This window comes from Amnibacterium soli, from assembly GCF_039544415.1.
In the GTDB taxonomy this organism is placed as follows: Bacteria; Actinomycetota; Actinomycetes; order Actinomycetales; family Microbacteriaceae; genus Amnibacterium; species Amnibacterium soli.
Map to the genome: position 1 here is coordinate 763,090 of NZ_BAABLP010000002.1, position 17,731 is coordinate 780,820.

A 17,731-nucleotide genomic window follows, 5' to 3' on the forward strand; every position below is an offset into this window, starting at 1 on the left:
TCGTACCCCCGCACGGGGGCCTGGGCGTTTCGACGGTAGCGCATGCCCGGGAACGGGCAGCGTTCGCGCCGCGGCGCGCCTCAGCCCGCTCGGGGCGCCTCCCGCTCGCCCACCTCGGGGTGGTGCCGAGCGAGCTGGAACACCCCGAACACGGCGATGGCGCCGGAGGCGAGGAAGGCGGGTCCGGCCCACCACGGCGCCGTCTGCGCCTCCCCCAGCACGAGCACGCCGATGCCGACGGCGACGATCGGGTCGACGACGGTCAGGCCCGCGATCACCAGGTCGGGCGGGCCGACGGCGTAGGCGGTCTGCACGAGGTAGAGGCCGCCGGCCCCCGCGGCGAGCAGCCCGACGCCGCAGAGCACGGTGAACCAGTCGAACTGGCCCGCGATCAGCCGGTTGATGACCGTCTTGGCCATCGTCGCGACGAAGCCGTAGAGGATGCCCGCGCCCGCGATGTAGGCGACGGGGGTCATGCGCGCCCGGTAGATCGCGTAGAGCGTGCCGAGCACGACCAGCACCACGGCGAGCAGCACGAGGATCGTGCGCAGGTCGTCGTCGCTGATCGCGGTGTCGGTCGCGTTCGGCGCAGCGATCGCGACGAAGATCCCGACGCCGCCGACGCACAGGACGATCGCGCGCACCACCTTGCGGCTGATGTGCACGTGGTTCATCCGGGCGTTGAGGATCGCCGTGACGACGAGGGCGATCGCGCCGATCGGCTGCACCACGATCAGGGCGGCGAAGCGGAGGCTCGTCAGCTGCAGCACGATCGCGAGGCCGAGCATCACGGTGCCGATCAGCCACGAGCGGGTGCGAACGAGCCGCAGCAGCTCCGACCCGCCGAGCTCCGTGCCCGCCGTCAGGCGCCGCGCCTCGACCTGCTTCACCCCGCGCGACTGGAACTGCGCGCCGAAGCTGAGGAACACGGCTCCGACCAGGGCGATGGGGATGCCGACGGCCTGCGCCGTGTTGAGCACCTCCGGGCCGAGGTGCAGTTCGAGGAGGGTCGGCACGGCCGAACCCTAGCGAACGCATCGCTCAGAGGGACGGCACTACGCTGATGAGACGCCTGTTTCGCAAGTGGTACCGGAGGTTCTGCAGGGTGACCGTGTTGCCGATCCGGATCACCGGAGACCCCGTGCTGCATGAGCCGGCGGCGCCGGTCGTGACCTTCGACGACGAGCTGCGCACGCTCGTCGCGGACATGTTCGAGACGATGGACGCGGCGCCGGGCGTCGGCCTCGCGGGCCCGCAGGTCGGCGTGCCGCTGCGGCTGTTCGTCTACAGCTACGAGCACGACCCCGACGGCCCCCAGCGCGGCGTCGCCATCAACCCGACCCTCTGGATCACGCCGACGCCGACCGGCGAGGCGGACGAGGACGCCGAGAGCGAGGGCTGCCTCTCCGTGCCCGGCGAGCGCTTCCCCCTCCGCCGCGCGCCGAGGGCCCGCCTGGACGCCGTCGACCTGGAGGGCAAGCCCTTCACGCTGGACGCGCGGGGCTGGTTCGCCCGGGTCCTGCAGCACGAGACCGACCACCTCGACGGGGTGCTGTACGTCGACCGGCTGGACTTCCTCAACCAGCGCCGCGCGACGAAGGCGATCAAGGGCAACAAGTGGGGGCGGCCCGGCAACAGCTGGACGCCGGGGGTCGACGACCTGGAGGCGTGACCGTGGAGTTCGAGCACGACGAGGCGCGACGGCGCTACCTGGGCCGCATCGACGGCGAGGTGGTCTGCGCCCTGGACTACGCCGACGACGGCGAGGTCGTCTCCATGACCCGCACCTTCACGAACCCGCCGTTCCGCGGACGCGGCCACGCGGGCGAGATCACCGAGCACGCCGTGCAGCAGGCGGAGGCGGCCGGCAGGCGCGTCCGCCCGATGTGCTGGTACGTCGCCCAGTGGTTCGACGAGCACCCCGACCGCGCCCACCTGCTCGCCTGACCCCGCTCCGGGTTCCGCACGACCTCCGCGGACGTCAGGCGGGCGGGACCCTGCGGAGGGCGCCCGCGTCGCGGATCGCGCGGAGCAGCACCTCCGGCTCGGCGTCCTTGTAGAGCACCCGGTCGGCGCCCGCCTCGCGGCCGCTGGTCGCGAACCGGTCGAGGTCCGTCGCGGTCACGAGCACCACGCGGGTGACCGGGGCGTGCTGCGTCAGCCGGATCCGCGCGTCGGTGGCGACGGTCGCGGTCACCTGCACGCCGCCGAGCCGCGGCATGCGGGCGTCGACCACGGCCACGTCGACCGGGACCCGCCGCAGCACCGCGAGCGCCTGCACCCCGTCGGGCACCTCCGCCACGACCTCGAGGTCGGGCTGCGCGTCGACGATGCGGCGCCAGCCCTCCCGCTGCAGCGCATCGGCGTCCGCGAGGAGCACGCGGATCGGCTCGGGGCTCACCGACGCGACAGGTCGACGCCGTGGACCCCGTTGTGGAACCGGATGGAGGGGAACGTCGCGCTGATCGAGAAGCCGACGCCAGGCGTCTCCGAGGCGGTCAGGGTGCCGCCGAACAGCTCGGCCCGGGCGCGCATCTCCTGGATGCCGGGGCCCGCGAGCTGCTGCGTGAGCGACCGCAGGTCCTCCTCCACGCCGTAGGCGAGCTCCGCGGCCGCCTCGTCCCCGGACAGCCCGCGCTGCAGCACCGCGTTGCGGAACCCGTCGTCGTCGACCTTCACCGCGATGCCGGAGGCGGTCCAGGTGAAGCCGACCCGCACCTCCGTGCCGTCCCCGCCGTACTTCAGCGAGTTCGACAGGGCCTCCTGCAGGATCCGGTAGATCGCGAGCTCGGCGCTCGAGTCGAGGTCGTAGGGCTCGCCGTGCTCCTCGACGACCACGTTCAGGCCGGCGTCGCGCATCGTCTTGAACAGCTCGCGCGTGGTCTTCAGCCGCGGTTGCGGGCCGGCCTCCGCCTCCGTCTCGCGCACCAGCGTCATCACGCGGCGCATGTCCGCGAGGGTGGTGCGGCCGGTCTCGGCGATCGCCTGCGCGGCCCGCACGGCGGCGGTCGGATCGGTGGCGCCCGCGTAGCGGGCGCCGTCCGCCTGCGCGATCATCGCGGAGACCCGGTGCACGGCCACGTCGTGCAGCTCGCGGATGATGCGCAGGCGGCCGCCCTGATCCGCGACGGCGACCTGCAGGCGGGCGGCGTGCTGCGACCGCTCCCCCGCCGCGCGGCGCTCGGCGCGCAGTCGGCGCAGGGCGGCGATCCAGAGCACGAGCAGGACCGCGGCGAGCACGAGCAGCCCGCCCGCGATCGCGAGCCACGTGGTCTGAGGCAGGCTCGGCATGCGCGCGAGTCTACGAATCGTGCGGGTGCGGAGGTCGGAGGCGCACGGAACGACGGATCGACGAGTCAGTCCGAGGCGCCGGTCGTGTTCCTGAGGCCGGAATCCGCGGGCAGCGGCCGCGCGAGGCCGTGCACGTCCTCGATGCGGCGGCGCACCCCTTCGACCGTCGCGCGGAAGCCGGCGGCGGTGACGGGGACCGTGGCGAGGCAGGTGGTGAAGAGCGGATCCTCCTGCACCCCCTCCACCATCACCTGCAGGTCCGGGTCGCCCGCGAGGTCGACGAGCCAAGCCCCGTCGCCCTCGTGCAGCCCGAGCGGCGCGTGCGCGGCCAGTCGGCGGTCGCCGGTCGCCTCGTACGCCGCGGCCTGCGCCGCCTGCACGACGCGGGGCAGCGTCGCCCGGCCGCGGAACCCCTCCGTCGCCACGCGACCCGCCAGGTACTCCTCGACGACGCGGACCGGGTCGTGGTCGTCCATCCGCCCGAAGGTGAGCGCGTGCGGGAAGAGGATCATCGTCGCCGCGAACCGGTCGCCGCCGATGTGTGAGCACTCCCAGGTCGCCTCGGGCCAGCGCTCCGCGAGCAGCGCGGCGACGGGCCGCCCGCGCACCGCGCAGCACTCGTCGTGCCGCCCCTGCGTGCAGACGGCGAGCACGGGCTCGGCGGAGGGGACGCCCGTGGAGCCGTCGAGCGGCAGCTCGAGCAGCTCCTCCGGCGCGGCCGCCTCCCCCCAGCGCACCGACTCGACGCCGGCGCGGGCGTCGACCACGGCCCACCGCCACCGGCCCTGCCCGCGGGCGCGACCCGGTCGCCGGATCGCGATGAGCCGGATCCCGGCGCGGTGCGCGCGGAGGGCGAGCGCACGACCGATCGCCGGGTCGAGCACCGGCGACTCGGTGAAGGCGTTCCAGCCCCACGCTCCGGCGACCTCGACGAGCAGCCAGCGGGCGCCGGGGGACGCCGTGGCGCCGAGCGACTCCTCGGCGAGGCGGGACGCGGCGCTGCAGGCCGGCCCGCCCGCCGGATGCGGCAGCAGGCCGTCCCGCGGCACGGTCGAGCGGATGCCGCTCACGACCGCGTCACGGAGCGAGGACCAGCACGCCCTCGCGGACCAGCCGCCGTGCCACCACCAGGGAGTCGTGCTCGTCGAGCGCCGGCAGCGCGCCTGCGGACGGGGTCGCCCCCGCCTGCAGCGCGGTGATCGCCTCCGCCGTCTGCGGCGGCAGGGTCACGGTGCGGTCCGCGAGCCGGATCGACACCTCCGCATCGGTCGCCCGCACCTCCGCGCGCAGCCCGTGGCGCCAGTGCACGGACGCCGCGGGCGTGAGTGCGGCGAGCGCGTCGACGGTCGCCAAGGGCCGCACGGGCTCGGGCCGTGTCATGCGGGTGAGCCGCCGACCGAGCACGTCGGCGACGCCCGTCGGGTCGGCGCCGCCCGACAGGGCCGCCACCAGTGCGGCGGACGCGGCCTGCACCGCGGCGGCCAGAGCCTGCGGGTCGCCGACGTCGGCGCCGATCGGCAGCGGCTCGCGCAGGGCGTCGGCGCGGAGGGCGGAGGCGACGAGGTCGCGGCCGATGTCCGCGAGCGTGAACGCCGGCATGCCCACCGTGACGTGCACGGTGGTGCCGCCCTGCGCGACGGCGGAGTGGATCCAGCCGCTCGGGAGGTAGAGGGAGTCGCCGGGCCGCAGCACCGTCTCGATCGCGGGCGGCTCGGCCGCACGCGCCTGCACGGCCGCCGCGTGCTGCGACCAGGGCTCGTCGGCGAAGGGGTGCTCGCGCACCGGCTCGTGCACGACCCAGCGCTTCTCGCCGCTGATCTGCAGCACGAACACGTCGTGCACGTCGTAGTGCGGATCGAACCCGCGGGACTGCGCGGGCGTGATGTACGCGTTGATCTGCACGGGGTGGCCGAGGTCGAGGATCAGCTGGCGGCTGAAGTCCTGCAGCGGGCGCCAGGTTCGGTGCAGGCCCTGCAGCACGATGGTGGCGCCGGCCGCGAACTCCGCGAGCACCCGGTCCGTGCTGACCTGGTCGGACACCTCCGCGCCGAACCCGCCGGGCGCCGTGTAGCGCGACGGCGGCAGGACCGAGCCCTCCTTCGCCATGCGGATGAAGGGGGTGCGGAGGGCGCGGTCGGCGAGCAGCTCGTCGACCGCGTCGGCGGTGAGCAGGTCGTCGAAGCCCCGCTGCAGATCGGCGGCCGGGCTCAGCAGGGCGCGACGTCCCCAGAACTCCGCGGCGAAGCGGTCGGCGGGGACGGCGATGCACCGCCCGAGGGCGGGCCGGTCGCCCGGCTCGCCCTCGGTCGTCACGATGCCGTCGGAGACGGGCATGTCGGTCGTGCTCAAGCGCTGCCGTCGGCCCCGCCGTCGTGGCCGCCGGGGTTCGCGCCGCCGTCGGCCGGACCCTCGCCCGCGGAGCCGTCCGCACCGCCGTCGTGCCCGTTCGGGTTCGCACCGCCGTCCGCAGGACCCTCACCGGAGTCCGCGGAGCCGTCCGCACCGCCGTCGTGGCCGCCCGGGTTCGCGCCGCCGTCCGCGGTGCCCTCGCCCGCGTCGGCCGAGCCGTCGGCCCCGCCGTCGTGTCCGTTCGGGTTCGCACCGCCGTCGGCAGGACCCTCGCCGCTGCTCGTGGGGCCGGTGGTGATGTCGTCGTCGTCGATGGCCATGGGTGGTCCTCCAGGGGTCGGTGGTGCCGGTCCTCCCGGATCGTACGCGCGCCGTGCGACCGGCGTCTGAGGCCGGTGCGGATCGCCCGTCCGCGGGGGTTCAGCGACGCGGCCGGGACCTCCGGCGGGCTCCCGCCGCGAGGAGGACGACGCCGACCACGGCGGTGACCAGGCCGATGGCGAACCAGGTGCGGCTGCCCGTCATGAAGCTGCCGGATCAGGTTCGCCCCCTGACCGACCCAGACGAGGCCGGTGACGAGGGCGATGACCCCGACGACGAGGAGGACGATGCGCGCGGGACGGCTGTTCACGCGCTCACCGTAGGGCGTCAGCCCGCGACGGCGAGCCGTGAGCGCACGCGGACCGGGGAGGCGTCGGCGTCGCCCGGCTGCGGGATCGCGGCGAGCGTGGACCCGCCGATCACGCCGGGACGGAAGATCAGGCACTCGCTGGAGCCGCCGGACTGGAAGCAGCCGAGCTCCTCCCCCTTCGTCAGGCGGTACCCGGGCCGCACGTGGTCGCCGATGAGGCAGGAGGAGACGTCGACCATGCCGATCGCGACGAACGCCACGAGTCCCATCACGGGATCGGCCGCGCGGATCAGCACGAACGCCCGCGTCGCGAGGCGCGCGATGCAGCCCCGCGAGTCCTCGGGCTCCGCGGCGTCCGGTCCCTCGTCGTCGTCCGGCGCTGCGACCGGGCGAGCCCCCTCCGCGAGGCGGCGACAGCGACGCCGGGCTGCTCAGGAACTCGCCCCATGCATTCAGGATCCTCTTCGGCATCGCGTCGATCCGCGGGTCCCGGTGGGCCGCGAACCCCGCAGGGGTCGCCATCGTCCATTCGAGGACCGCGGCGGGCGGTGTGCTGACCGTGCAGCCCTCGCTGAACTCGGGCGCGATCGTGAGCACCTCGTCGATCAGGCGCAGCAGCTGGGCACGTCCTGCACGTGCCGCTCGCTGTACCGCTCGCCTGCCGGCCCCTGCTCGATCATCCGCGTCACGTCCATGCGGACCACGGGATCGGTGTCGATCAGCTCCTGCGACTCCGCGATCACGGGATGGAGCGGCGCGTCCTCGTCCCGCGCCTCCGCCCGCGCGCCGCTTCACGTCCGTGCTCGAGTCCTCCGCCATGGCGGCACCGTCCGCGCCGCTCGCCGATCGGCCGTTCGAGGTGCGCGCCCTCCGCGCCCCCTGCTGCTGGGAGGCGGTCCCGTCTTGGCGATTCCTTGGTCCCCCGGCAGGAGGGTCGCTGCGCGGCGTCCGCAGCGGCCGCGACGACGACGACGAGGAGCAGCTCCCGATGACGACCACCGCCCGCACCACCACCGCGCACGCCGCCGCCGGCCCGCGCCGGGTCTTCGCGATCTCGATCGGCCTCAGCGCGCTGTTCGTGGTCTTCCAGTACTTCACCTCCGGCGAGTTCATCACCGACGGGATGCCGGAGCACACGCGCGAGGTGTGGACCGACGTCCACGGCTTCGGCGCCTACCCGGTCATGGTCTTCGCGCTCGTCGCCGCGGTGGTCGCCTTCACGCGCTTCCGCGGCGTCCGCGGGCTGCCGATCGCGGCGGCCGGCTACTTCGTCGCGACCGTGGTGCAGTGGCTGCTCGGCCACGCGATCTCCACGCTCGGCATCGATGCGCTGACGCCCGTGCACGTGGTCGTCGCCGCGATCGTGATGGGGCTCGCCGTCTGGCTCTCGGTGCGCTCCGCGCGTATGCGCCGCGACGCCGCCTGACGACCCCAGATCGGGGCCGCCGCCCGCGTGGCGGGGACCGGATGCGCACTCCCGACGCCGCATCATCGGTCCGTCGACCCGGGCTCCCCCGCGGCCGCCGGACCATCACGAGCGGAGCACCATGCGCAACCCGAAGCGCCGGCACGTCGAGCAGGACGAGGTCCTCGCCGCCGCGGCGGAGGTCGCCGTCGAGCTGGGCCTCCACGCGCTGACGATCCAGGCGGTCGCCGATCGCCTCGAGGTGCACCGGAAGCTCGTGGAGCGCCTGTGGCCGAGCAGCGAGGCCCTGGTCGCCATGGCCTTCTCCCGCGTCGTCGGCGCGGAGCTGGCGGAGGTGCAGCAGGACGTGCTCGGGCACGACTCCCCGATCGACCGGCTGACGGAGCTGCTCGCGTCGCTCGCCGAACCGGTGCCGCACCTCGACGCGCTGTGGGTGGAGTCGTGGAGCCTCGGCCGCCGGAACCGCGCGCTCGGGGCCGCGGTGCGCACGGAGGAGCTCGCCTGGCACACGCTCGTCGCCGCCGTCGTGCGATCGGGCATCGAGTCGGGCGACTTCCTCGCGGACGACCCGGACGAGGTCGCCACGCACCTGCTCGCCGTCACCGACGGTGTGAACGCCTACTCGCTGGTCGGCTACGACAGCGACGTGAACCGGCTGCTGCTGCTGCACGCGGTCGCGCAGAGCCACCTCGGCATCACCCTGCGGACCCCGGAGCCCGACCGCTCCGCCTCCTAGTCCCGGACGCCTGCCGCCGTCAGCGCAGCACGACCTCGACCGGGAGGCGCACCGCGTCCTCCGCAGCGGCCGTGCGCGCCGTCACGGAGACGAGGGCCCGCAGCTCGAGCGCCGGAGCCGCTCCCGGCGACCGGAGCCGCAGCACGTCCGGCACGACGATCGGCGTGCCGCTGTTGAACTGGCGCAGGGGGCCGGTCGCCGGTCCCTGATCGGTGCTCCGGGTGCCGACCGCGGCGCCGTCGGCGGTCCAGGTCTGGGCGAGGACGGCCCGCATCCGCCACGTCCGCGAGCGGTCGCACCTGCCGTGGTCGAGCAGCGACCCCTCCGCGATGACGGTGGGGCCCACGACGCGCACGCCCGACCAGCGCACGGCGGCGAAGCGCTCGGACCGGGTGCCGACGAGCTCCCCCCGGACGGAGACCGTGATGCAGCGCTCGAGCGCCGCGGACCGCAGCACGCGGCTGACCGCGTAGGGCTGCACACCCCGCGTCGGTCCGCGCACCGGCACCAGCAGCGCAAGAGCGACGGCGGCGAGCACGGCTGCAGCGGCCGCGCCGAGCGTCCAGGCGAGGCGGCGACGCCTCCCGATCCTCATGCGGCGACCGTACCGAGCGGTGCCGCCCGGCGGGGACGACGGACCGCTGTCGGAGGGGGCCCGCAGGATCCCGGCATGGAAGCGCTGCCCGCGCACGTCATCGACCTGCTGCTGCGCCCGAACCCGGCCGTCGTCGCCACCGTGCGCCGCGACGGCGCACCGGTCAGCGCGGCCGTCTGGTACCTGTGGAGCGGCGGCGAGGTGCTGCTGAGCATGGGCGCGGCGAGTCCGCGCCGGCGGCAGCTCGAGCGGGATCCCCGACTGACGCTGACGGTGCTCGACGAGGACGGCTGGTACCGCCAGGTCACGCTGCACGGGGAGGCGGTCGAGCTCGGCGACGACCCCGATCGCGCGGTCATCGACCGCCTCTCCCAGCACTACGACGGACGCCCCTATCCCGATGTCGAGCACGCTCGCGCGTTCGCCCGCGTGCGGGTCGTCGACTGGAACACCTTCGGCGTCTGACGGGTCGAGCCGGTGTCGCGCCGCCGGTGCACCGTTCGCGGGCGTAGCGTCCGATCGGTCGGAGGAGGCGGGAGCGCATGGCGGGACCGAGCGGTCGGCTGTCACGGCGTGCGCTGCTGACCGCAGGGGTGGGACTCGGCGCCGCGGGGCTGCTCGCCGCCTGCACCGATGCGGCGGCGCCCGCCCCGCTGCCGACCGCCTCGAGCAGCGCACCGCGCAGTCCGACGGCCGGTCCCACGGTCGCGGCGGGTCCACGGACCTGGAGCGGCCTCGCCGCCGCGACGACCGGCGCCCTGCTGCGGCCCGGTTCAGCCGGATGGGATGCGGCGCGGGTGCTGCGCAACCCGCGCTATGACGGCGCGGACCCGCTGGCCGTCCTGCGGGTCGCCGGGAACGCCGACGTGCAGGCCGGGCTGGCGTTCGCGCAGCGCACCGGCACCCCGGTGGCCCTGCGCGCCGGCGGCCACTCCTACACCGGCTGGTCGGCCGGCGGCGCCCCGGGCACGGACGTGCCGCCCTCGCTCGTGCTCAGCACCGCCGACCTCCGCGACGTCCGCCTCGCCGACGACGGCTCCGAGGTGACGATCGGTCCGGGCGCACGGCTGCTGGACGTCTACGAGCGCCTGGCGGCAGCGGGTCGCGCAATCGGCGCGGGCTCCTGCGCCACCGTCGGCATCGGCGGGCTCACGCTGGGCGGCGGGCTGGGCGTGCTCGTGCGCTCGTTCGGCCTCACGTGCGACCAGCTCACCGGCGCGACGCTGGTCACCGCCGACGGCCGGGTGCACGAGGTCTCCGCGGGCGCCGAGCCCGAGCTGTTCTGGGCCTGCCGGGGCGGAGGCGGCGGCACGCTCGGCGTCGTGACCTCGCTGACCTTCCGCACGCGCCCCGCACCCGACGTGCTCATGTTCTTCGTCAGCTTCCCGTGGTCGGCTGCAGCCGACGTCGTCGCCGCCTGGCAGCGGTGGGCGCCCGCCGCCGACCGACGCCTGTGGTCGTCCCTCAAGCTGCTCGGCGGCGCACGACACCCGTCCGGCCCCTCCGTCACCGTGTCGGGCACGTGGACCGGGCCGAAGTCCGGCGCCGACGCCTCTGTCGACGCCTTTCTCCACGACACCGGCGCCCGGCCGCTCGCCCACACCGCGACCGCGACGACCTACGGCGACGCGATGCGGCGGTACGCCGGGAACGGCGCCCGCGTCTCGGAGGCGGCGACGTCGTCGATCGGCACCCGACCGCTCGCCGCCGGGGACATCCGCACGCTGCTCGACCAGGTCGGGAAGGCGTCGACCGTGCCGGGCCTCACGGAGGGCGGGGTCGCGCTCGACGCGCTCGGCGGGGCCGTCGGCGACCTCGGCGCGGACGACACCGCCTTCCCGTGGCGGTCGGCGCTCTGGACCGCGCAGTACACGGCGAGCTTCGCCGACGGCCGCGATGCGGCGCCGTTCGACGCGTATGTGCGCGGCTTCCGCGCCGCGCTGCGACCGGCCTGGGGCGACGCCGCGTACGCGAACTACTGCGACGCGGCGATCACCGACCCGTCGGCGTACTTCGGGGAGAACACCGCTCGGCTGCGCCGCATCGCGGCGAGCGCGGACCCGCAGGGGGTGTTCGCGCAGCCGCACTGGGTCTGAGGCGGCTTCCGCCCCACCCGCGGTTCAGGAGTAGAGCGACTGCACGTCGTGCGGGTCGTGCCCGGGCGCTCCGCTGCTCATCGGGACGCCGTCGCGCCGGCGTCGCGCGAGCGCACGGGCGAGCCGCTGGGCGCCGTCGGCGGCCCGCAGCAGGTCGGCGACGGGCAGCTCGTCCGGCAGCTGCGCAGCGCCCTGCTCGGCCCGGTCGCGCTCGTCCAGGTCGATGAGGGTCTGCACGGCCTGCAGAAGGTCCTGGCCACTCACCGTTCCATGGTCGCGCGCCCTCCTTGCGAAAGTGGCGCATGGCGAGAACGTGCACGCGGCCGCGGCGCTGCGCGCACGTGCCGAGCGAGCCTCCGGCCGATCCGGACTGCACCGCATCGGCATGCCGACTCGGCACCGAGTACCTGGCCCACGGGTTCGCACTCGGCCGAGGAGCCGGAGGTCGTGCCGTCGGTGATCGAGGAGCCGACTGCGCTCGCGGCGCGCAGGCGGACGACGCCGCGTAGCCCGAGGCGGGGCGAAGCGTTGCCCTCCGCCTCAGCGGCTGGCAACCTCGGGCGATGGACCTCCCCGCGGATGCGCACGTCCACAGCGAGTGGTCCTGGGACACGGGCGGTCCCGTCCCCGAGAACGCGGGCCGCATGGCGGCGATGTGCCTGCAGGCGCAGCGCATCGGGCTGCCGGCCATCGCGTTCACCGAGCATCTCGACTTCGACGGACGCGTCCGGTTCGACCCGCAGGACCTGCTGCCGCAGCAGCAGAAGTACCTCGACGACGACGGACACCTGATCCTGCCGCCGTTCGACGTGGACGGCTACCTGGATTCGATCGACCGCTGCCGGCACCGCTTCCCCGACCTCCGGATCCTCACCGGCGTGGAGTTCGGACAGCCGCACCTGTTCGAGGAGGAGGCGCGCCGGCTGCTCGACCTCGGCGCGCTCGACCGCGTGAACGGTTCGCTGCACACCCTGCGCGACGGCGACGACCGGGCGGAGCCCGGGACGCTCTTCCGCACGTGGGCTCCGGACGACGTCATCACCGCGTACCTGCTCGAGGTGCCGAGGATGGTCGACGGATCGGAGACGATCGCGGTCGTCACGCACCTCGACTACGCGGCTCGGTCCTGGCCCGCGGACACCGCCGGCCCCTTCGACCCCCGCCGGTACGAGGAGCTCTTCCGGGCGGCCATGCGCGCCGTCGCGGCCTCGGGGCGCGCGCTCGAGATGAACACGAGACGCCTCTGGCCCTGGCTGCCGCAGTGGTGGGCGGAGGAGGGAGGCCGGGCGATCACCTTCGGCAGCGATGCGCACGACGCGCTCGCGCCCGAGACGATCGCGCGGAACTTCCCGGAGGCGATGGCGATGGCCGAGCACTTCGGGTTCCGTCCCGGCCGCCGGCCCGAGGACTTCTGGACGCGGTGATCGCCTCATGCATCGCGAGTCCGGAACGGCGCGGGTCGTGCAGCCGATGAGCGACCGCCGCGCCGTCGTGCTGGTCGTCGCCGCCCTGACCGCGATCGCAGGTTCCGCGATCGCCGTCAGCGCACTCGTCGCGCTGCACCGGCCGCGCTGGCGAGGCGGGGATCTCGGGCAGGAGGTCGACGCCCGCGGACCGCTCACCGCGGCGCTCGTCCTCGGGCTGCTGCTCGCCGTGGCCGGCGCCGCGACCGTGACAGCGCTCGTCCGCGTGCAGCTGCAGCGGTGCGGCGGCGAGAGGACCGAGCGCAGCGACGGCGGCAGGATCGTGCCGTGACCGCAGCTGCGACCTTCCTCCACCCCGACGGGCTCCACCCGGGCGTGCCCTACGCCTACGCCGCGAGCACGCCGCCGGGCGCGAAGACGGTGCACCTCGCCGGCGCGTGCCCGCTCGACGCGGACGGGCGGGTCGTGGCGCCGGGCGACGTCGTGGCGCAGACGACGGCCTGCATCGAGAACATGCGGGTCGCGCTCGCGGCCGCGGGCGCCGGGATCGAGGACGTGGTGTTCGTGCGGGCGCTCGTCGCGTCGGCGGATCGTGCGCAGCTCGCCGCCGTCTGGGCCGTCGTGCACGCGCTGTTCGGCGACCGCACCCCGCCGGGCACCCTGCTGGGCGTCGCGGCACTCGGGTGGCCCGATCAGCTCGTGGAGATCGAGGCGGTCGCCGCGGTCGTGGACTGACCCCGGGCAGCACGAGGGCCCCGCACCTCCGGGTGCGGGGCCCTCGCTTCGGATCGACCGGGCTGGACCGACTACTCGCCGAGCAGGACCCGCTTGAGCACCGAGTGCACGTGCGTGTTCTGGTAGACGCCCGTCAGGTCGCTGCTGCCGGGGCCGACGGCCGTGACCGGGGTGGGGACGCCGGTGTGACCGCTCGTCGTCCAGTCCAGGTCGAACGTGTACTTCGTGCCCGCGACCGTGAAGGGTCCGTCCTCGGCCGAGATGCCGTCGCCGGACTCGTCGGTCGTCGCGGTGTCCTCGACAGTGAGCCCGCCGCAGTCGTGGTCGCCGGTGACGACGAGCAGCGTGTTCGGGTGCTTCGCGACGTACTTGCGCAGCATGCCGACCGTGCGGTCGAGGGCCGCCATCGCCTTCAGCATCTTCTCGCCGTTGTTCTCGTGCGAGAACTCGTCGACGCCCTCCTCCTCGACGAAGAGGAAGAAGCCCTTCTTGTTCTTCGAGACGGTCTTCAGCGCCTTCTCCGTCATCGTCTGCAGCGTCGGCTTCGGGTCGTAGACGTCGCCCTCGCCCTCGGGGCGCTGCTCGAACATCTCCTCGTTCGAGAACAGGCCGAGCAGCTTCTTGCCGTTCGCCTTCTGCAGCCCGCTCGCGCTGGAGACGTACTGGTACCCCTTCGTCTTCGCCTCCGCGATCAGGTCGCCCTTGTCGCTCTTGCTCTGCTCGGAGGGGTCCTTCGGCGGGTTGTCGGCGTACGCGCCCGGGTTCCCGGCGGGGTACCACCAGTCCTCGCCGCCGCCCAGGATCACGTCGGGCTTGCTGACCTCGAGGTACTGGCGGGCGATCTCGCTCTGCTGGCCGCGCTGCGCGGTGCTCGAGAAGAACGCGGCCGGGGACGCGTCGGTGACCTGCGCGGTGGTGACGATGCCGGTCGCCTTGCCGGCCTTCTTCGCCTCCCGACCGAGGTAGGAGAGCGCCTTGCCGGCGGTGTCGACGCTGATCGCGCCGTTGTAGGTCTTCTTCCCCGTCGCCCACGCGGTGGCGGCGGCGGCGGAGTCGGTGATGACGGTCTTCGGGTCGTCGGGCGTCGTCGCCTCGAGGCCGGTCGCGGGGAGCTTGTTCATCTCGAGCTGCCCGAAGCGGCCCTTCAGGGCGAGGCGCGCGGCCTCGCGGTGGGCGGCGCTCATGCCGTCGCCGTTGACGAAGATGACGCTCTTCGCGGCGGCGTGGTGGCGGGAGGCGTCGGCGGCGGTCGCGAGCGGGGCGGCCGCGAGCGTGACGCCCAGGGCGGTCGCGCCGGCGAGACCGGCGACGAGCAGGCGTCGGGGTCGGGTCTTCATGAGAGCTCCTTCGTTCCATCGCGCCGGTGGGCGCCTGGTCCGCCCCGCAGTGGAACGGCCTGGAGAAGCACATGCGGTTTACATGAACAGGAATCGACCTGGGCGGGACCGCGCGGGGAACTCCCCCGGGGAGCGGGCTGGACGCCTGACGTGCGCCGGCGGCTCTCCGGGCGGCTGCGTCCGCGAGGCACCCGGACCGACTCCCCGGCGGATCAGCGCGGGAAGGTGTACGACACGAGCTTCGGCTGGGCGTTCGTGCCGCCGATCACGCAGTCCGCGACGCCGTTGGTCGCCGTGGCGCGCTCGCCGCGCGTGCCGCCGACCTGCACGTGCCAGCCGCCCTTCACGCGCCACACGTCCTTCGCCCGGTAGTGGTGGCGGAAGGAGCCGACGGCGGTGCCCTCGCTCGCGTTCTCCGCCGTCCACTCCCACATCCGGGCCTGGCACGTCTGGTACGCGACGAACCGGCTCACGTGCTGGTCGGCGACCGGCGTCGGCGCACCGGCCGCGCCGACGGAGGTCGCAGCGCTCACGGCGACGAGCACTGCGGCGACGAGGTGGGCGGGGTGGAGCTGCATGGTGGTCCTCCGACTCGATGAGCGCCCGGTACGGACGCTCACCAGGGACATGTCCGGTCCGCCGGGAGTGTGACGACCGCGCTTCGAGAGCGCGCTGGCTCAGAGGTCCTCGACGCCGGTGAAGCCGAGGTATGCGCCTCTCGCCTGCCGCTGCTGTTCGGCCACGACCACGGCGTCGTCGACGAGGTGGGCGGTCCACACCCGCTCCGTCGCCTGCCAGGCGTTCCCCCGACCCCGCGCCTCGACGATCCACCGCAGCGCGGCGTCCAGCGTGCCGGCTTCGAGCGCGTCCCGTCCCGCGCGGAGCCGGTCGCGCGGGAGCGCTCCGATCCGCAGCGTCACGGGGTCCACCCCGCGGGCGTCCTCGCGTGCGCTGCGCCACCTGCCCTCGTGGCTGAGGTCGCTGGAGCGCCGGACCCGGACGAGGAGCAGCGACCGCTCCTCGGGGTCCGGCATCGCGAGCGCCAGCAGATCGGGCCGCACGCCCCGCTCGCGCAGCGCCGCCCAGAGCCGATCCCGTCCCAGCGGGTGGCTCCATCCGGCGCGCAGCGCATCCTTCCTGCAGCCCAGCGAGCCCCGCTCCTCCATGAAGCGATTGTGACCGTCGCCGGCGGACGGCGGCGAGCGGCCGTGCGCCTGGGAGCACCCTCGACCGGTCCAGGCGGGCCGTGCGGCGAGTCCCTCGATCTGGAGCTTCCGCGCGGGACGTGCGCTCGGAAGCATCCTTGCGGCAGAGCGCTCGGAACGGATTCCGGGCCGGTACGGCGGCGGGGAACCGCTCGTCACCTGCGCATCACGGATGAGAGCGGTACGGACATGGACGACTTCGACGGCGGCCGTGTGCCTGCTCTTGATGCGGACGAGGAGCTGCGGACCGGTGCCGAGCGATGGGCGCTCTGCGTCGAGACCGCGATGGCGGCCTTCCGCGTCCGCGCCTTCCACGCCGTCACGCTGGAACTGGTCGCGGCGGAGGCCGGCCTCACGCTGCCCGAGGTGACGGAGCAGTTCGCGACCGCCGACGACCTCGTCCTGGCGGTGGTGCAGGTGTGGAACGCACGGCGGATGGAGCCGATCCTGCCGGTCGCCCACAGCCGCGGCGCGGCCGCCTTCCTCCGGGCGATCGTCGCCGTCAACGTCGAGGACCCCGCGCTGATGCGACTGCTGACCGCGCTCGCGAACGTCGCGGCCACCCCCGGTCACCCGTCGGCGCCGCTGCTGCAGCGCCAGTGGGTCCAGTTCCACGCGCTCGTGCAGCGAGCGCTCGTGCACGACGTCGCCGTCGGCCGCGAGCCGGACACGATGGACCCCGCGCGCGGCGCCGAGCAGCTCATCGCGATGTACGAGGGGCTGCAGCTGCAGTCGATGCTCCGCCCCCACATGGACGTGCTCGAGGCGTACGACCGGGCCGTGACCCGCCTCCGCGACGGGTGGTCGAAGTCCTACACGCCGCCCGTCTGGGAGGTCTGAGGCCAGGACGGACGGCGCAGCCGCGTCGGCGGTCCGCCCCGGAGACCACGGCGACGTCGGTCGTCGTGGTCTCCGAGGACGAGGGCCCGCGCTGCGTCGCGCCCCGACGGTGACCGCGGTCGGCGATCAGAAGACGGGCATGCCGCCGGCGATCGCGATGGTCGAGCCCGTCTGGTAGCTCGACTCGGGGCTGACGAGGTGCACGTACGCGGCGGCGAGCTCCGCCGGCTGGCCCGGTCGCCCGAGCGGCGAGTCCTCGCCGAAGGACGACACCGTCTCGGCGTCGTCGGAGCCCGGCTGGAGCGGCGTCCACACCGGGCCGGGGGCGACGGAGTTCACGCGGATCCCCTTCGGCGCGAGCTGCTGCGCGATCGCCTGGGTGAAGAGCTTGATGGCGCCCTTCGAGACCGCGTAGTCGATCTTGTCCGGCGACGGCGACGAGGCCTGCGTCGATCCCGTCGTGACGATCGTGGACCCGGGCTCCATGTGCGGCACGGCCGCCTTGGTCAGCCAGAACAGCGAGTAGATGTTCGTCTTGAACGTGGAGTCGATCGCCGCCGTGTCCAGGGTGAGGATGTCGTCGTTGCTGTCCATGCGGCCGGCGACCATCACGAGCGTGTCGAGGCCGCCGAACTCGTCGACCGCCTTCTGGACCAGGTCCTTGCAGTACTGCTCGTCGCTGATGTCACCGGGGAACAGCACCGCGCGGCGCCCCTCGCCCTCCAGCAGGTCGCGCACGGCCTCGGCGTCCTCCTGCTCGTCGGGCAGGTAGGCCAGCACGAGGTCGGCGCCCTCGCGGGAGAGGCCGATCGCCGCCGCGCGGCCGATCCCCGAGTCGGCGCCGGTGACGATGCCGCGGTAGCCCTGCAGGCGCTCCTTGCCGACGTAGCTCTGCTCGCCGTGGTCGGGGCGGGGGTCCATCTTCCAGGCGGCGCCCGGCAGCGACTGCTCCTGCTTCGGGAACGGCGGGGCGGGGTAGAGGGTCTTCGGGTCGCGCTTGTCGTACTGGCTCATGCGCCGATCCTGCGCTCCGCCGGCTGGGTGGATCGGGCGGGCGCCGCTCCCG

At 74.4% G+C, this 17,731-nt stretch carries 24 protein-coding genes and 1 pseudogene; 10 read left to right on the plus strand and 15 right to left on the minus strand.

Going from position 1 to position 17,731, the window contains the following annotated elements:
- Positions 1 to 80: 80 nt before the first annotated feature.
- Positions 81 to 1,016 (minus strand): DMT family transporter, encoded by a 936-nt coding sequence (locus ABEA53_RS07590; RefSeq protein WP_345480449.1) that lies wholly within the window; start codon positions 1,014 to 1,016, stop codon positions 81 to 83.
- 89 nt (positions 1,017 to 1,105) lie between these two features.
- On the opposite strand from ABEA53_RS07590, the gene def reads away from it, so the two are divergent.
- Positions 1,106 to 1,672 carry a peptide deformylase gene (gene def, locus ABEA53_RS07595; RefSeq protein WP_345480450.1) on the plus strand — a complete coding sequence of 189 codons (567 nt, stop codon included), beginning with the start codon at positions 1,106 to 1,108 and terminating at the stop codon, positions 1,670 to 1,672.
- Positions 1,669 to 1,947, plus strand: a complete 279-nt coding sequence (locus tag ABEA53_RS07600; protein ID WP_345480452.1) for a GNAT family N-acetyltransferase — start codon at positions 1,669 to 1,671, stop codon at positions 1,945 to 1,947. The genes def and ABEA53_RS07600 overlap by 4 nt, the downstream gene beginning before the upstream one ends.
- A gap of 34 nt (positions 1,948 to 1,981) precedes the next feature.
- Here the strand turns inward: ABEA53_RS07600 and ABEA53_RS07605 are convergent, their stop codons facing one another.
- From ABEA53_RS07605 to ABEA53_RS07635, 8 genes and pseudogenes are all read right to left on the minus strand, one after another.
- Complete coding sequence (locus ABEA53_RS07605; protein ID WP_345480453.1) at positions 1,982 to 2,380, minus strand: response regulator; 399 nt, start codon at positions 2,378 to 2,380, stop codon at positions 1,982 to 1,984.
- A 17-nt stretch (positions 2,381 to 2,397) separates the two neighbouring features.
- Positions 2,398 to 3,291 (minus strand): sensor histidine kinase, encoded by an 894-nt coding sequence (locus tag ABEA53_RS07610; RefSeq protein ID WP_345480454.1) that lies wholly within the window; start codon positions 3,289 to 3,291, stop codon positions 2,398 to 2,400.
- Between the two features lie 65 nt (positions 3,292 to 3,356).
- Positions 3,357 to 4,361 carry a ferredoxin family protein gene (locus tag ABEA53_RS07615; RefSeq protein WP_345480455.1) on the minus strand — a complete coding sequence of 335 codons (1,005 nt, stop codon included), beginning with the start codon at positions 4,359 to 4,361 and terminating at the stop codon, positions 3,357 to 3,359.
- Between the two features lie 7 nt (positions 4,362 to 4,368).
- Positions 4,369 to 5,625 (minus strand): cupin domain-containing protein, encoded by a 1,257-nt coding sequence (locus tag ABEA53_RS07620; protein ID WP_345480456.1) that lies wholly within the window; start codon positions 5,623 to 5,625, stop codon positions 4,369 to 4,371.
- A gap of 11 nt (positions 5,626 to 5,636) precedes the next feature.
- Positions 5,637 to 5,960, minus strand: coding sequence for a BatC protein (locus ABEA53_RS07625; RefSeq protein WP_345480457.1), 324 nt, complete (start codon positions 5,958 to 5,960; stop codon positions 5,637 to 5,639).
- Between the two features lie 328 nt (positions 5,961 to 6,288).
- Positions 6,289 to 6,594: a phosphatidylserine decarboxylase gene (locus ABEA53_RS07630; protein WP_345480592.1), complete on the minus strand. Its 306-nt coding sequence runs from the start codon at positions 6,592 to 6,594 to the stop codon at positions 6,289 to 6,291.
- 151 nt (positions 6,595 to 6,745) lie between these two features.
- A pseudogene (locus ABEA53_RS16925) lies at positions 6,746 to 6,868 on the minus strand (phophatidylserine decarboxylase associated domain-containing protein); the annotation flags it as partial.
- A gap of 8 nt (positions 6,869 to 6,876) precedes the next feature.
- Positions 6,877 to 7,014, minus strand: coding sequence for a hypothetical protein (locus ABEA53_RS07635; RefSeq protein ID WP_345480458.1), 138 nt, complete (start codon positions 7,012 to 7,014; stop codon positions 6,877 to 6,879).
- Between the two features lie 245 nt (positions 7,015 to 7,259).
- Between ABEA53_RS07635 and ABEA53_RS07640 the strand changes: the two genes are divergently transcribed.
- Positions 7,260 to 7,697 (plus strand): hypothetical protein, encoded by a 438-nt coding sequence (locus ABEA53_RS07640; RefSeq protein ID WP_345480459.1) that lies wholly within the window; start codon positions 7,260 to 7,262, stop codon positions 7,695 to 7,697.
- A 121-nt stretch (positions 7,698 to 7,818) separates the two neighbouring features.
- Positions 7,819 to 8,433 carry a TetR/AcrR family transcriptional regulator gene (locus ABEA53_RS07645; protein ID WP_345480460.1) on the plus strand — a complete coding sequence of 205 codons (615 nt, stop codon included), beginning with the start codon at positions 7,819 to 7,821 and terminating at the stop codon, positions 8,431 to 8,433.
- A gap of 19 nt (positions 8,434 to 8,452) precedes the next feature.
- Here ABEA53_RS07645 and ABEA53_RS07650 read toward each other — a convergent pair whose 3' ends face one another.
- The gene (locus tag ABEA53_RS07650) at positions 8,453 to 9,028 is read right to left on the minus strand and encodes a hypothetical protein (RefSeq protein ID WP_345480461.1); all 576 of its coding nucleotides are present in this window, start codon (positions 9,026 to 9,028) and stop codon (positions 8,453 to 8,455) included.
- Positions 9,029 to 9,103: 75 nt separating this feature from the next.
- Here ABEA53_RS07650 and ABEA53_RS07655 point away from each other — a divergent pair, with 75 nt between their 5' ends.
- Together ABEA53_RS07655 and ABEA53_RS07660 are read left to right on the plus strand one after the other, a co-directional pair.
- Entirely contained in the window at positions 9,104 to 9,493 is a 390-nt protein-coding gene (locus ABEA53_RS07655; protein WP_345480462.1) for a PPOX class F420-dependent oxidoreductase, read from the plus strand.
- A gap of 77 nt (positions 9,494 to 9,570) precedes the next feature.
- Positions 9,571 to 11,124, plus strand: a complete 1,554-nt coding sequence (locus ABEA53_RS07660) for an FAD-binding oxidoreductase (protein WP_345480463.1) — start codon at positions 9,571 to 9,573, stop codon at positions 11,122 to 11,124.
- A 24-nt stretch (positions 11,125 to 11,148) separates the two neighbouring features.
- Here the strand turns inward: ABEA53_RS07660 and ABEA53_RS07665 are convergent, their stop codons facing one another.
- The gene (locus ABEA53_RS07665; protein WP_345480465.1) at positions 11,149 to 11,388 is read right to left on the minus strand and encodes a hypothetical protein; all 240 of its coding nucleotides are present in this window, start codon (positions 11,386 to 11,388) and stop codon (positions 11,149 to 11,151) included.
- Positions 11,389 to 11,687: 299 nt separating this feature from the next.
- Between ABEA53_RS07665 and ABEA53_RS07670 the strand changes: the two genes are divergently transcribed.
- From ABEA53_RS07670 to ABEA53_RS07680, 3 genes are read left to right on the plus strand one after another with little or no spacing between them, the layout of a single operon-like run.
- Positions 11,688 to 12,548, plus strand: coding sequence for a PHP domain-containing protein (locus tag ABEA53_RS07670; protein ID WP_345480466.1), 861 nt, complete (start codon positions 11,688 to 11,690; stop codon positions 12,546 to 12,548).
- A gap of 7 nt (positions 12,549 to 12,555) precedes the next feature.
- A complete protein-coding gene (locus ABEA53_RS07675) occupies positions 12,556 to 12,879 on the plus strand; it encodes a hypothetical protein (protein ID WP_345480467.1) in 324 nt (107 codons plus the stop codon).
- Positions 12,876 to 13,283, plus strand: a complete 408-nt coding sequence (locus ABEA53_RS07680; protein WP_345480468.1) for a RidA family protein — start codon at positions 12,876 to 12,878, stop codon at positions 13,281 to 13,283. The genes ABEA53_RS07675 and ABEA53_RS07680 overlap by 4 nt, the downstream gene beginning before the upstream one ends.
- 71 nt (positions 13,284 to 13,354) lie before the next feature.
- Here the strand turns inward: ABEA53_RS07680 and ABEA53_RS07685 are convergent, their stop codons facing one another.
- The 3 genes from ABEA53_RS07685 to ABEA53_RS07695 all read right to left on the minus strand — a co-directional run bounded on the left by ABEA53_RS07685 (position 13,355) and on the right by ABEA53_RS07695 (position 16,140).
- The gene (locus ABEA53_RS07685; protein ID WP_345480469.1) at positions 13,355 to 14,620 is read right to left on the minus strand and encodes an alkaline phosphatase; all 1,266 of its coding nucleotides are present in this window, start codon (positions 14,618 to 14,620) and stop codon (positions 13,355 to 13,357) included.
- A gap of 212 nt (positions 14,621 to 14,832) precedes the next feature.
- Positions 14,833 to 15,198: a hypothetical protein gene (locus ABEA53_RS07690; RefSeq protein ID WP_345480470.1), complete on the minus strand. Its 366-nt coding sequence runs from the start codon at positions 15,196 to 15,198 to the stop codon at positions 14,833 to 14,835.
- A 99-nt stretch (positions 15,199 to 15,297) separates the two neighbouring features.
- Complete coding sequence (locus ABEA53_RS07695) at positions 15,298 to 16,140, minus strand: hypothetical protein (RefSeq protein WP_345480471.1); 843 nt, start codon at positions 16,138 to 16,140, stop codon at positions 15,298 to 15,300.
- Between ABEA53_RS07695 and ABEA53_RS07700 the strand changes: the two genes are divergently transcribed.
- A complete protein-coding gene (locus ABEA53_RS07700; RefSeq protein WP_345480472.1) occupies positions 16,111 to 16,665 on the plus strand; it encodes a TetR family transcriptional regulator C-terminal domain-containing protein in 555 nt (184 codons plus the stop codon). The two genes, ABEA53_RS07695 and ABEA53_RS07700, sit on opposite strands and share 30 nt — an antisense overlap.
- Positions 16,666 to 16,791: 126 nt before the next feature.
- On the opposite strand, the gene ABEA53_RS07705 is transcribed toward ABEA53_RS07700, so the two are convergent.
- Positions 16,792 to 17,679 carry an SDR family oxidoreductase gene (locus tag ABEA53_RS07705; protein ID WP_345480473.1) on the minus strand — a complete coding sequence of 296 codons (888 nt, stop codon included), beginning with the start codon at positions 17,677 to 17,679 and terminating at the stop codon, positions 16,792 to 16,794.
- Between the last annotated feature and the right edge of the window lie 52 nt (positions 17,680 to 17,731).

Bases quoted from the DNA above. Each gene is read 5' to 3' on its own strand.
- ABEA53_RS07705 (WP_345480473.1), bottom strand. From the start codon at position 17,679: ATGAGCCAGTACGACAAGCGCGACCCGAAGACCCTCTACCCCGCCCCG.
- ABEA53_RS07690 (WP_345480470.1), bottom strand. From the start codon at position 15,198: ATGCAGCTCCACCCCGCCCACCTCGTCGCCGCAGTGCTCGTCGCCGTG.
- ABEA53_RS07645 (WP_345480460.1), top strand. From the start codon at position 7,819: ATGCGCAACCCGAAGCGCCGGCACGTCGAGCAGGACGAGGTCCTCGCC.
- ABEA53_RS07640 (WP_345480459.1), top strand. From the start codon at position 7,260: ATGACGACCACCGCCCGCACCACCACCGCGCACGCCGCCGCCGGCCCG.
- ABEA53_RS07675 (WP_345480467.1), top strand. From the start codon at position 12,556: ATGCATCGCGAGTCCGGAACGGCGCGGGTCGTGCAGCCGATGAGCGAC.
- ABEA53_RS07625 (WP_345480457.1), bottom strand. From the start codon at position 5,960: ATGGCCATCGACGACGACGACATCACCACCGGCCCCACGAGCAGCGGC.
- ABEA53_RS07685 (WP_345480469.1), bottom strand. From the start codon at position 14,620: ATGAAGACCCGACCCCGACGCCTGCTCGTCGCCGGTCTCGCCGGCGCG.
- ABEA53_RS07660 (WP_345480463.1), top strand. From the start codon at position 9,571: ATGGCGGGACCGAGCGGTCGGCTGTCACGGCGTGCGCTGCTGACCGCA.
- ABEA53_RS07610 (WP_345480454.1), bottom strand. From the start codon at position 3,291: ATGCCGAGCCTGCCTCAGACCACGTGGCTCGCGATCGCGGGCGGGCTG.
- ABEA53_RS07655 (WP_345480462.1), top strand. From the start codon at position 9,104: ATGGAAGCGCTGCCCGCGCACGTCATCGACCTGCTGCTGCGCCCGAAC.
- ABEA53_RS07670 (WP_345480466.1), top strand. From the start codon at position 11,688: ATGGACCTCCCCGCGGATGCGCACGTCCACAGCGAGTGGTCCTGGGAC.
- ABEA53_RS07650 (WP_345480461.1), bottom strand. From the start codon at position 9,028: ATGAGGATCGGGAGGCGTCGCCGCCTCGCCTGGACGCTCGGCGCGGCC.
- ABEA53_RS07700 (WP_345480472.1), top strand. From the start codon at position 16,111: ATGGCGGCCTTCCGCGTCCGCGCCTTCCACGCCGTCACGCTGGAACTG.
- ABEA53_RS07620 (WP_345480456.1), bottom strand. From the start codon at position 5,625: ATGCCCGTCTCCGACGGCATCGTGACGACCGAGGGCGAGCCGGGCGAC.